At 72.9% G+C, this 11,990-nt stretch carries 13 protein-coding genes; 1 reads left to right on the forward strand and 12 read right to left on the reverse strand.

The window, feature by feature from the left end; all coding sequences use genetic code 11:
- Positions 1-91: 91 nt before the first annotated feature.
- Positions 92-1,627, forward strand: a complete 1,536-nt coding sequence (locus ACBI99_RS04220) for a bis-aminopropyl spermidine synthase family protein (protein WP_375071702.1) — start codon at positions 92-94, stop codon at positions 1,625-1,627.
- Positions 1,628-1,967: 340 nt separating this feature from the next.
- On the opposite strand, the gene ACBI99_RS04225 is transcribed toward ACBI99_RS04220, so the two are convergent.
- The 12 genes from ACBI99_RS04225 to ACBI99_RS04280 form a co-directional block, all read right to left on the reverse strand.
- A complete protein-coding gene (locus ACBI99_RS04225; protein WP_375071703.1) occupies positions 1,968-2,552 on the reverse strand; it encodes a hypothetical protein in 585 nt (194 codons plus the stop codon).
- Positions 2,553-2,678: 126 nt separating this feature from the next.
- Positions 2,679-3,536: a hypothetical protein gene (locus ACBI99_RS04230; protein ID WP_357590968.1), complete on the reverse strand. Its 858-nt coding sequence runs from the start codon at positions 3,534-3,536 to the stop codon at positions 2,679-2,681.
- Positions 3,533-4,237, reverse strand: a complete 705-nt coding sequence (locus ACBI99_RS04235) for a VIT1/CCC1 transporter family protein (RefSeq protein WP_219502463.1) — start codon at positions 4,235-4,237, stop codon at positions 3,533-3,535. The genes ACBI99_RS04230 and ACBI99_RS04235 overlap by 4 nt, the downstream gene beginning before the upstream one ends.
- Positions 4,234-5,253, reverse strand: coding sequence for a prolipoprotein diacylglyceryl transferase (lgt, locus tag ACBI99_RS04240; RefSeq protein ID WP_375071705.1), 1,020 nt, complete (start codon positions 5,251-5,253; stop codon positions 4,234-4,236). Before lgt ends, ACBI99_RS04235 begins: the two co-directional genes overlap by 4 nt.
- 26 nt (positions 5,254-5,279) lie before the next feature.
- Positions 5,280-6,032 (reverse strand): DsbA family protein, encoded by a 753-nt coding sequence (locus ACBI99_RS04245; RefSeq protein WP_375071706.1) that lies wholly within the window; start codon positions 6,030-6,032, stop codon positions 5,280-5,282.
- The gene (locus tag ACBI99_RS04250) at positions 6,019-6,510 is read right to left on the reverse strand and encodes a MauE/DoxX family redox-associated membrane protein (protein WP_219502457.1); all 492 of its coding nucleotides are present in this window, start codon (positions 6,508-6,510) and stop codon (positions 6,019-6,021) included. The genes ACBI99_RS04245 and ACBI99_RS04250 overlap by 14 nt, the downstream gene beginning before the upstream one ends.
- A 614-nt stretch (positions 6,511-7,124) precedes the next feature.
- Positions 7,125-7,925: a tryptophan synthase subunit alpha gene (gene trpA, locus ACBI99_RS04255; RefSeq protein ID WP_219502453.1), complete on the reverse strand. Its 801-nt coding sequence runs from the start codon at positions 7,923-7,925 to the stop codon at positions 7,125-7,127.
- A gap of 47 nt (positions 7,926-7,972) precedes the next feature.
- Positions 7,973-9,178, reverse strand: a complete 1,206-nt coding sequence (trpB, locus tag ACBI99_RS04260) for a tryptophan synthase subunit beta (RefSeq protein ID WP_357592680.1) — start codon at positions 9,176-9,178, stop codon at positions 7,973-7,975.
- Positions 9,179-9,216: 38 nt separating this feature from the next.
- Positions 9,217-10,056 (reverse strand): indole-3-glycerol phosphate synthase TrpC, encoded by an 840-nt coding sequence (gene trpC, locus ACBI99_RS04265; RefSeq protein ID WP_219502450.1) that lies wholly within the window; start codon positions 10,054-10,056, stop codon positions 9,217-9,219.
- A gap of 121 nt (positions 10,057-10,177) precedes the next feature.
- Complete coding sequence (locus ACBI99_RS04270; RefSeq protein ID WP_219502447.1) at positions 10,178-10,609, reverse strand: DUF2752 domain-containing protein; 432 nt, start codon at positions 10,607-10,609, stop codon at positions 10,178-10,180.
- A gap of 2 nt (positions 10,610-10,611) precedes the next feature.
- Positions 10,612-11,157, reverse strand: coding sequence for a CD225/dispanin family protein (locus tag ACBI99_RS04275; protein WP_219502445.1), 546 nt, complete (start codon positions 11,155-11,157; stop codon positions 10,612-10,614).
- A gap of 156 nt (positions 11,158-11,313) precedes the next feature.
- Entirely contained in the window at positions 11,314-11,934 is a 621-nt protein-coding gene (locus ACBI99_RS04280; RefSeq protein WP_375071707.1) for a DUF4190 domain-containing protein, read from the reverse strand.
- Positions 11,935-11,990: the final 56 nt, after the last annotated feature.

An 11,990-nucleotide genomic window follows, 5' to 3' on the forward strand; every position in this document is an offset into this window, starting at 1 on the left:
CTCCCCCGCATTCCGGACACGGCCCCGCCGGATTAGTGCCGCCGGGCTGGTGTCGCCGGACACGGGGCAGCCCCTCGATAGGGTTGCCCGCATGGAACGCGACGGGGTGGAACGGCTGCTGGCCGAGGCGGGCGTCGACGGCAGGCGGCTCAGGCACGCGCTGGCGTCGCTCTGCGACGGCCGGTGGTGGACCCTCGCCACGCTGGTCAGGCACACCGCGACCTCACGGCGGACGATCGAGTCGCTGCTCGGCGTCCTGGACCTGGAGCGCTCCGGCGACCGCTTCCGCGTGGCCGAGACGCACCGGCCCGCCTTCCAGGACCTGCTGGCCGTCGCGCCGCCGCCCGAGGACCCGGTCGGCCACCTGGTTCCGCACTACGAGGCCGTGCTGGAACGGCTGCGCGAGCTGGTCGCCGGCGCGCCGCGCGCCCGCCACACGCTCGACCACGTCGCCGCCACGCCCGACACGATCCTGCGCCGGGCCCTGCTGCTCGGGGCCCGCTTCTGGCTGCCGGGCGCCCGCCTGCTCTGCGTCGGCGACCACGACCTGACCTCGCTCGCCGTCAAGCTCGTGCACCCCGAGACGGACGTCACGGTCGCCGACGTCGACGACCGCATCCTGGCCTACATCGACGAGCAGGACCTCGGCGTCCGCACCCGCTGGGCCGACCTGCGCCTCACCCTGCCCGCCTCCGCCCGCGAGCACGACCTGGCCATCACCGACCCGCCCTACACGCCGGAGGGCATCGGCCTGTTCGTCGCCCGCGCCGTCGAGGGCGTCAAGGACGACGGGCGCGTCCTGCTCGCGTACGGGGCCAGCGAGCGGACCCCGGCGCTGGCCCTCAAGGTGCAGAACGCGCTGTCGGCGCTCAACCTCGCCTACGAGGCCATCTATCCCGACTTCAACCGCTATTTCGGCGCCGAGGCCATCGGGTCCGCCGCCGACCTGTACATCCTGCGGCCCACCACCCGCACCCGGCCCGCCGCCGCGGCCCGCCTCGACCGCGCCGCCACCGCCATCTACACCCAGGGCCCCCAGTCCGTCGAGTCCGCCCCCGCCGCCGACGCCCCCGCCCAGCCCGAGGGCCCCGCCGATCTCCTCGTCGGCGACTGGCCGGCCTCCCTGCCCCACACCCGGGTCAAGCTCTCCACCTGGCTCGCCAAGCCGTACGCCGCCGCCGTCGAGCGCGTCGCGATCGCCGTCCCGGCCGGGCTGGAGGCGGCGCTCCCCCGCCTCCTCCTCGCCACCCGCGCCGCCCACGTCGAGGTCCACCTCGCCGCCCCGCCCGCCGTCCCCGCCGCCCTCGCGCCGGTCTACGACTTCACCACCTCGGGCACCGTCCTGCACGCCACCCGCCGCCCCCTCCCCGCCGACCCCGAGGGGCTGCTCCTGCGGCGCATCCTGGACAACGGGCACGCCAAGCTCGCCAACTCCTGGCGCGAGGGCCTCATCGCCGCCGCCCGCGCCCAGGACGGCGCCCTCACCAAGAACGAGGCCCGCACCCTCATCCGCCAGACCGCCCCGTGGTCCGACGCCCTCTCCCCCGTCGAGGCCCCCCTCCACCGCCTCACCGCCCTCCCCACCCACATCGCCACCACCGTCACCCTCCTCCACACCCCCCTCTGACGGGACCCGCCACAGGCAGCGCGAACCGCCAAGGGACGCCGACCCCACCTGGTCGAGCCACCGCAGGGGCCGTGACGCCGGCGCAGGCCACAGACTGGCCCCGGTACGAGCGCCTGGAGGCCCCAGTGGCTCCTGCAGGACCACGGGCCGCTACGGGGGCCCGCCCCTCCCCGCGCGTACCAGCCGGAGGCGGTGGCACCCGGCGGAACCCGCACCGCCGAGCGGGCCCCGGCTACTTGCGTGGCAGGTGCCTCCCCACAGCGCGCCTGCCGAGAGCACGCTCATGGGTGCGCGCCTCCTATGGACGCAGAGGCCATAGGGGCCACACGGGCCGATGGGACTAAGTGGCGGCGAGGACGCGGGACTGGATGGCCTGGCCGAGGGAGTCGAGGGCGATGAGCGGCGGCACCAGGTCGGCGTCGGCCGTGCCCCGGGCTCCGACCCAGCTGACGGTCACGTAATGGCCCAGAGCGCGCACCTCGGCGCGGCTGCGCGCGGGGTCGAAGGGCACCGCCTGCCGGACGAACCCGTCGCGGCGCAGGGCCGTGACCAGGGCGTCGGCCGCGCGCCCGTCCGGCAGGTTGAAGATGACGAACTGCCCGGCGACCGCCCCGCCCGTGTAGGTGGCCCGCAGCGCCTGCGTGCATCCGGGCGCGGCGGCACCCCACAGCGCGTCGTCGCAGTCGGCCAGCTCCTCCACCTCGCCCCGGGCCAGCTCGCCGAGCGCCCCGGCGCGGAACAGCTCGCCCGTGGTGAGCGGCGCGGCGTCGTCGGCCCGGGAGTCGACCGGCGCGTACATGGCCGACGTCGGCGTCCCGTGGAAGGCGGCGGGCCGGGGCGCGTCGCGCCCGAGCCACAGCCAGGCCCCCGCCCCGAGCACCGCGACCCCGGCCACCACCAGCGCGATCACGACCCGCCCCGGCATCAGATCCCCCACCTCACGCCAACCCCCGTTCTCTCAAACCACACCATCGCCCCCGTACGCCCCATGCCACCACACAACCGCGCCCCGTCGCCATCCCCATGACGACGGGACCCGGTCGCCGCCCTGTCACCCGCCGGGGCCGGTGATGGCGACCACGCGCCGGTAGAGGGCCTTCTCGGCGCCTCTCAGGGTGAGGGCGAGCGAGACGTAGTCGTCCTTGGGCGTGGGCTCGGCGCCGTCGGCGCGGCCGAGCCAGACGAGGCCGACGTAGTGGCCGAGGGCGTAGCCGCCCGCCTCGGTGTAGCCGCCGGCCGGGTAGGCGGCCTGGGTGCTCTCCAGCGGGATGGTCCAGCCGCCTCGGTAGAGCGTCTTCAGCGCCTCGACGAGCTCGCCGGCCGCCTCGCCGTCACGCAGGTTGAGCAGCGTGTACTGGCCGACGTAGCGGCCGTCGGCGGTGGTGTAGAGGCCGCGGGCGGCCTGGGTGCAGCCGGCGTCGGCCACGCGGGCGAGCAGGTCGGCGCCCCACAGCGCGGCCGAGCAGTCGGCGTCGACCTGGCTGGCGACGAGTTTGAGCGAGAGCTTCTTGCCTCCGGGGAGCGTCTTCTGGCCGAAGACCTCCTTGGCGGTGAGCGGCTTGGGGTCCTTGGCCCGGTCGGCGACCGGCTGGAACAGCTTGGGCGAGGCCCAGCCGTGGAACACCTGCGGCAGCGCCGTGTCGCGTTCGGGGACGGAGCCGCCGGTGCGCGCCGGGGGCGTGTAGGAGCCGAGGGAGGCGATGACGGCGACCAGTGCGGCGACGGCCACGAGGGCGGCGGCCACGGTCGCGATGACGGCCAGCGTCCGCTGCTGTTCGGGCCGGAGCCCCCAGCGGGTCAGCAGCGAGAGCTCGAAGTCGGGCCGGGGAGCGCGGCCGGCGCGCGGCGTCTTGGGCGGGCGGGGGGCGGGGGCGGCGCGGCGCCTCTTGCGGGCCCTGGTCTCGGTCACAGCCCCGACGCCCCGATCAGGTTGCCGAGCCCGAACGTCAGCCCGGCCGCGACCACGCCGACGACGAGCTGGCGCAGCCCCGAGTACCACCAGCTCCGCGCGGTCACGGCGGACACGACGGCGCCCGCGGTGAACAGCGCCACGCACGACACGACGGCCGGCACCCACAGCTCGACCGCGCCGAACACGTACGGCAGCAGCGGCAGCGCCGCGCCCACGCTGAACGAGACGAACGACGAGACGGCGGCCAGGACGGGTGAGGGCAGCTTGCCGGGCTCGACGCCCAGCTCGTTGCGGGTGTGGACCTCCAGCGCCCGGCGGGGGTCGCGGGAGAGCTGCCTGGCGACCTCGGTGGCCAGGGCGGGCTCGACGCCCTGGTCGGTGAAGGACTGGGCGAGCTCGGCCAGCTCGTCCTCCGGGTGGCGGGCCAGCTCGCGGGCCTCGACCTGGATCTCGGCCTGGGCGAGCTCCTTCTGGCTGGCGACGGAGACGTACTCGCCGCCCGCCATGGAGAACGCGCCCGCGGCCAGCCCGGCGACGCCCGCCAGGCCGATGACCTTGGTGTTGGCGGTGCCGCCCGCGACGCCGGCGATGAGCGCGAAGTTGGACACCAGGCCGTCCATCGCGCCGAACACCGACGGCCTGAGCCAGCCGCCGTTGACGTCGCGATGCTGGTGGTGGATCTCCGCGCGGTCGTTCATCGCGCGTTCTTCTCCTCCGCGACGTCGCGTGGGGCCGCGTCGGACCCGTCGGACTTCCCGTCGTCGGAAGTGTCGCCGGGGGTGTCGTCGGCCTGGTCGGCCTCGTGGGCGGGGTCGGCCGGGTCGTCCCCGCCGCCGTCGCCCGAAGCCGGTACGGCGTCCGCGTCGGCCGTCGCGTCGGCCTCCGGGGAGACGACGACCTCGTCACCCGTCTTGTTACGGGTCGCCCAGAAGTAGACGAGCGCGCCGATGAACAGAGCGAGCGCGGTGTACTGGTTGATCCGCAGCCCGAACACCTCGACGGCGTGGTCGACCCCGCCCACCGGGTCGATGCGCAGCCCCTCGATCCAGAACCGCCCGAGCGTGTAACCCGCCACGTAGAGGGCGAACAGCCGCCCGTGGCGCAGCGTGAACCGCTTGCCCGCGTAGAGCAGCACGAAGCCGAGCACCAGGTTCCACAGCGACTCGTACAGGAACGTCGGATGGTAGAGGACGCCGGGCTCGCCGCCGTGTGCCTGGTCGATCTCCAGGCCCCACGGCAGCGTGGTCGGCGAGCCGTACAGCTCCTGGTTGAACCAGTTGCCCCAGCGGCCGATGGCCTGGGCGAACGCGATGCCGGGGGCGACCGTGTCGGCCACCGCGCTCAGCGACAGACCGCGCCGGCGGCAGGCGATCCACACGCCGACGCCGCCGAGCGCGATCGCGCCCCAGATGCCGAGACCGCCCTCCCAGATGAACAGCGCCTGGTAGGGCTCCTTGATCGCGCGCTCGCCGAAGTAGGTCTGCCAGTCGGTGATGACGTGGTAGAGGCGGCCGCCGATCAGACCGAAGATCACCGCCGGGACGGCGATGTCGATGATCGTGCCCTTCTGGCCCCCGCGGTCGCGCCAGCGGCGCTCGCTGAGCCAGACGGCGACGATCACGCCGAGCACGATGCACAGGGCATAGGCCCGGATCGGGATGATTCCGAGATACCAGACCCCCTCGGCGGGGCTGGGAATCGAGGCTAGGGGCATGTCAGGTGAGGGTAGCGGACGTCAGGCTACTTGGCGGCCTCGGTGACCGTATCGCGCAGATCCTTGGGGGTGAAGACCACACTGTTGTCGATCATCTGGCCGTCGACCTTGACCGTCGGGGTGCCTTCGAGGTTCTCCCGCTTGTTGATCTTGTCGCTGTAGTCGAGCTGCGCCTGGGCGTGCTTCTGCGACGTGACGCAGGTCTCGAAGCCGGGGTCGGTGACGCCCGCCTCCTTGCCCCATTCGATGAGCTGGTCGGTCTTGAAGCCCTCGACGCTCTCGCTCGGCTGGTTCTCGAACAGCAGGTCGTGGAAGGCCACCCACTGCTTGCCGTCGGGGACGCAGCGGGCCGCGGCCCCGGCGCGCACCGAGTTGCCCTTGGTGGGCTCCTGGCCGAAGATCGTGATCGGGTGGTAGACGACCTTGGCCAGGCCCTCGGCGGCCAGGTTCTTGAACGTCTGGCCGCTGACCCGCTCCAGCTCCTTGCACGCCGGGCACTGGAAGTCCTCGTAGATGTCGACGACCGGCTTGGTCACGCCGTCCTTGGCCATGATCACGCTGCCGTCGGCCTGGATGGTGACCGGCGCGAGATCGGCCCCGGCCTGCTCCGACTGGGACCTGCTCATCGTGTACCACATCCCGGCGCCGATGGCGGCGATGGCCACAGCGCCGGCCGTGACGTACGTGACGACCTTCTTGCGCTGCTCACGGGCACGCTCGGCGGCCTGCTGCTCCCGGATCTTCTCCCGCGCCGTCTTCGACCGCTCAGCCTTGCCCATCACTGTTCTCCTCATCGTCCAAGGGGTGCTCGGCACCCGCCAGCCCCAGCGGCCGGTCCAGCGCGAAGCGGCCCGGCGGGAAACGCACGACCCAGGCGCCCAGCAGCACGAGGCCGAAGTCGCGCACAATGTCGAGCAGGTAGGTCGGTTCCTGCCCGGCGCCGAGCTGGCCGCCGCCGCCGAAGCAGCCGCAGTCGATCCGCAGCCCGTTGGCCCACGCCCAGGCGATGCCGAACACGAACGCGAGCATGAGCAGCGCGGCCACGACGGCCGCCACCCTGGTCATGAGGCCCACGATCAGCAGCACCCCGACGACGACCTCCACGATCGGCAGGGCATAGCCCACGGTCGTGACCAGCGGCTCGGGCAGCAACTCGTACGCTCTGACCGCCACCACCGAGTCGGCCGGGTTGCCGATCTTGAGCCCTCCGGCCGCGATCAGCACTCCGCCCAGGACCAGCCGGGCGACGGTCGTCACCCAGGGTATCGCCGATCTCGCGGTGTGTGACGCCTGTGACGCGTTCACGAGCCATCTCCTCTTTCTCCGTGCGGAAGGCGCACAGTACCGGGACCTATCCGATCACGCTCGGGATAAGGGTCGGCTAAGTGCCGCCGTCCCGCGGTTCACCTGCGGCGAAACCCCGATTCCGCTGGGCGCGGAACTCGCTCTGCGGCTGCCCCGCGCGCCGGGTGAACAGCCGCGCGAAACAGGCGGCGTCGTCGTAGCCGACCCGGCGGGCGACGGCGGCCACCGGCAGGTCGGTGCCCCGGCGAGCAGGCCCTTGGCCCGGTTGAGCCGGATCGACAGCAGATGGTCCTCAGGGCTGCACCCGACCGGCCGCCGGACGGCCCGGCGCAGATCGGCCCGGCGCAGGTCGGTGAGCGGCATGCCGGGGCGTCTGGCGTGCTCGGCGACGGAGACGGGCAGGCAGGCGTCGCGGGCCGGCACGCACGGGCCATGCGGCCGATCGCGCGGGTGGCCGGCTCGGCGGTGGTGAGCGGCGTGACCGGGCCGGGCGGCGTCGACGCACCCGAGGTCCTGGCAGGCGGTCGCGGCGAAGGCGGCGAACCGCCAGGCGGGCGCCCCGGTGGTCAGACGCGGGAGCGGACGCCCTCGGCCATCGACCGGGCCAGCTCACCGATCGAGGCGAGACCGGCGGCCTCGTCGGGGGCGTCGAGGATGCGGCGGATGAACGCCGAGCCCACGATGACGCCGTCGGCGTAGCCGGCGACCTGCGCCGCCTGGGCGCCGGTGCCGACGCCGAGACCGACGCAGACCGGCAGGTCGGTGTGCTCGCGGGTGCGCTTGACCAGGTCCTCGGCCGCCACGTTGACCGTCTCCCGGGCGCCCGTGACGCCCATCAGCGAGGCCGCGTAGACGAAGCCGGTGCAGCAGGCGGCGACGGCCTTGATGCGCTCCTCGGTGGAGCTGGGCGCCACCAGGAACACCGTGTCGATCCCCGCCTCGGCGGAGGCGGTGCGCCACGGCTCCGACTCCTCCGGCGTGAGGTCGGGGGTGATCGTGCCGGTGCCGCCCGCCGAGGCGAGGTCGCGGGCGAAGCGGTCGGCGCCGTAGCGGTCGATCGGGTTCCAGTAGGTCATGACGAGCGTGGCCGCGCCGGTGGCCGCCACGCCCTCGACGGTGCGCAGGACGTCGGCGATGCGGGTGCCGTTGAGCAGCGAACGGTGCACGGCGTCCTGGATGGTGGGCCCGTCCATGAGCGGGTCGGAGTAGGGCAGGCCGATCTCGATGACGTCGCACCCGGCCTCGACCAGGGCCGCGGCGGCGGCGACGGCGCCGTCCTTGGTCGGGAAGCCCGCCGGCAGGTAGCCGATGAGCGCGGCCCGGTTGTCCGCCTTCGCCTTGGCGAACACCGTCTGGAGAGTCGTCATTGATGGTCCCGTTCTCAGGTCGTCGAGCCCCGCCCCGCTGCGGGTCGTCAGAGGTTGAAGTACTTCATGGCCGTGCCCATGTCCTTGTCGCCGCGGCCGGAGAGGTTGACCAGGATGGTCGCCTCCGGGCCGAGCTCGCGGCCGAGCTCCAGCGCGCCGGCGAGCGCGTGGGAGGACTCGATGGCCGGGATGATGCCCTCGGTGCGGGCCAGCAGCGAGAAGGCGGCCATCGCCTGGTCGTCGGTGACGCCGTGGTAGGTGGCGCGGCCGCTGTCCTTGAGCCAGGCGTGCTCGGGACCGACGCCCGGGTAGTCGAGGCCCGCCGAGATCGAGTGGGACTCGATGGTCTGGCCCTCGTCGTCCTGCAGCACGTACGTGCGCGAGCCGTGCAGCACGCCGACCGAGCCCGCGGTGAGGGTGAGCGCGTGCTCGCCGCTCTCCAGCCCGTGGCCGGCCGCCTCGTAGCCGTGGAGCTGGACGTCCTGGTCGCCGATGAAGGCGTGGAAGATGCCGATGGCGTTGCTGCCGCCGCCGACGGCCGCGCAGACCGCCGTGGGCAGCGCGCCGGTCAGCTCCAGCATCTGGCGGCGGGCCTCGACGCCGATGATGCGGGCGAAGTCGCGGACGATCTCCGGGAACGGGTGCGGCCCGGCGACGGTGCCGAACAGGTAGTGGGTGGTGTCGACGTTGGTCACCCAGTCGCGAAACGCCTCGTTGATGGCGTCCTTCAGCGTCTGGGAGCCGTTGGTCACCGGCACGACCTTGGCGCCGAGCAGCTTCATCCGCGCGACGTTGAGCGCCTGGCGCTCGCAGTCGACGGCGCCCATGTAGATGACGCACTCCAGGCCGAGCAGCGCGGCGGCGGTGGCGGTGGCGACGCCGTGCTGACCGGCGCCGGTCTCGGCGATCACCCGCTTCTTGCCCAGCCGCTTGGTCAGCAGCGCCTGGCCCAGCACGTTGTTGATCTTGTGCGCGCCGGTGTGGGTGAGGTCCTCACGCTTGAGCACGATCCGCGCCCCGCCGGCCTGCTCGCTGAAGCGCGGCACGTCGGTCAGCGTGGTCGGCCGTCCCGCGTACGTGCGCAGCAGGTGGTCGAACTCGCTCAGGAACTGCGCGTCGTTCTTGGCCTTGGCGTAGACGGCGGCGACCTCGTCGAGCGCCGGGATGAGCGCCTCGGGCACGTAGCGCCCGCCGAAGATGCCGAACTTGCCGTGCACGTCCGGGTCGTCGCCGTGGACGCCGTTGCCCGCCAGGTCGGCGGCCGTGAGGATGGAGCCTTCGTTTGCCACTGCTATCCCTCTGCTCCGTGGTCGGGGCGGGTCGCGGGGTGGGCGCCGGCGGTCACCAGCGCCTCCACGGCCCTGCGCGGATCCTTGCCGGTGACCAGGCTCTCCCCCACCAGCACGGCGTCTGCGCCCGACCTGGCGTAGGCGAGCAGGTCGTGCGGACCCCGCACTCCCGACTCAGCGATCTTGATCACATTATCGGGGATCTTCGGCGCCAGCTTCGCGAAGACATCCCGGTCGACCTCGAGTGTCTTCAGATTGCGGGCGTTGACCCCGATGACGCGGGCGCCGGCCGCGACCGCGCGGTCGAGCTCCTCCTCGGTGTGCACCTCGACGAGCGGCGTGAGCCCGATGGACTCGGCGCGCTCGATCAGCGACACCAGCGCGGGCTGCTCCAGGCAGACGACCATCAGCAGAGCCAGGTCGGCGCCGTGCGCCCGCGCCTCCCACAGCTGGTAGGAGGTGAGGATGAAGTCCTTGCGCAGGATGGGGATGTCGACGCGGGCCCGCACGGCGGCCAGGTCGTCCAGGCTGCCGCCGAACTTGCGCCGCTCGGTGAGCACGCTGATCACGTGCGCGCCGCCGGCCTCGTAGTCGGCCGCGAGCGCGGCCGGGTCGGCGATGGCGGCGAGCGCGCCCTTGGACGGGCTGGAGCGCTTCACCTCGGCGATCACCGAGACGCGGTCGCCGCCGAGCGCGGCGAGCGCGTCACGCGACGCGGGGGCCCGCTCGGCCCGCTGCTTGAGCTCGTCAAGCGGCACGGCCTGCTGACGTGTGGCGAGGTCGGCGCGCACCCCGTCGAGGATGTCGTCGAGGACACTCGGTCCTTCGGTCCGCTCACTCACGCGCTTGGGGTCCCTCCGGTCGGCAGTGGGGGTGGAGGCCGGGAGTTCGCTTCGCGTCCGCTCCCTGCCTTGTCTTGCGATGGTATCGGCCCGGCGGGCCCACATCGTCACAGGGCTCGCCTTACGGCGCCAGGAACGCCCCGAACGGAAGGTTGCGGACCACCCAGTAGACCAGCACGACCGCCAGGAACGCCCACAGCCAGGCGGGATGCGCCAGCGTGGTGCGTCTCGGCCTGCCCTGCCAGGAGCGCACCAGCCACCGCCCCCACCAGAACAGCAGGAACGGCACCATGGCCAGCGCGAGCGGGTTGAGCCCCGCCGCCGCCACCGGGTCGAGGTGCGCCAGCGCGTGGATCGTCCGCAGCGTCCCGCACCCCGGGCAGTACAGGCCGGTCGCCCACAGGAACGGGCAGGTCGGATAGTGCCCCGGTTCGTTGGGGTCGATCAGGCCCACGACGCCGAACACGGCTCCCGCCGCGGCCGCCACGCCGAGCGGCGCGAGCACCGACCTGAGCCGGTCGGTGCCGCGCCGCTCGATGTTCGCGTCAGGCATGGTCATCCGTAGTAGCTGCTGCTGGTGCTGGCAACGAGGACGACGAAGAACAGGACGTACGCCACCACGATGAGCACCTCGGCGATGAGGCCGAAGATCAGCGCGCGCTTCCACCACGTCTTGGCCTCCTCGGAGGCCTCCACCGCACCCTGGTAGTCGCCCGCCGCCCACTTCTGGTTGACCTGCGACGACTTGACGATCGAGACGATGCCGAGCGGGAGGCAGCAGAAGATGGTGGTCAGGATGGCCGCCACCAGGTGGTTGTCCGGCGGCGTCTGCGGCGCGCCGTAGCCGCCCGCGCCGTAGCCGCCACCGCTCGGGGGCTGCTGGCCGTAACCGCCGTAGCCGCCGCTGGGCGGCTGCTGGCCATAGCCACCGCCGCTCGGGGGCTGCTGACCGTAACCGCCGCCGCTCGGCGGCTGCTGGCCATAGCCACCGCCGCTCGGGGGCTGCTGGCCATAGCCGCCACCGCTCGGCGGCTGCTGACCGTAGCCGCCGCCCGGGGGCTGGGCGCCGTAACCGCCTTCGCCCTGATTTCCGTAACTCATCCTTAGAACTCCTCATGTCGTCATGTTCGCGGCGACTTGCGCGCGGCAGCCTAGCGACAAACCATCGGCGACATGCAACAACGTTCACCTTGCGGACAACTTGTAATCTGCCTGCATTCGTGGCGTTACCGCAAGTTATTCCAGGTCAGGCGGTCGTCAACTGGCGTAGGAGGCGGACGAGGCGAGCCCGAGGAACGCCAGCCACATCCCGCCGAAGAAGATCCACAGGATCAGCCACAGCACGATCGTGATGTAGGAGGTGATCAGGCCGGCCACCGCCATGCCCTGACCCTGCTCCCCGGTGCGCTTGATGCGCGCCATCGCGATGTGGCCGACGATGGCGCCCGGGATGCTCGTCAGGCCGCAGAAGAGCAGGCCCACGATGCCGAGCACCAGCGACGTGACCGCCATCCCGTTCGTCGGCCGCGGCGCGTACGGCGGCGGGTAGCCCGGGCCGGGCGGCGGCTGCTGGCCGTAGCCGTACGCACCGCTCGGGGGCTGCTGACCATAGCTGTACGGGCCGCCGCTGGGCGGCTGCTGACCGTATCCGCCGCTGTAGGGCTGCTGACCGTACCCGCCCCCGCTCGGCGGCTGCTGGCCGTATCCGCCCCCGCTGGGCGGCTGCTGACCGTAACCGCCTCCGCTGGGCGGCTGCTGGCCATAACCGCCGCCGCTCGGCGGCTGCTGGCCGTATCCGCCCCCGGTGGGGGGCTGCTGACCGTAACCACCGCCGGGCGGCTGAGCTCCGTAGCCGCTGCCCTGGTCCCCGTAGCTCATCCGTCCGACTCCTCGTGTGGTCGCCCCGCGGCGACGAATCCGACCATCAAACGAAC

The sequence above is a fragment of the Nonomuraea sp. ATR24 genome (assembly GCF_041950485.1).
Taxonomy (GTDB): Bacteria; Actinomycetota; Actinomycetes; order Streptosporangiales; family Streptosporangiaceae; genus Nonomuraea; species Nonomuraea ceibae.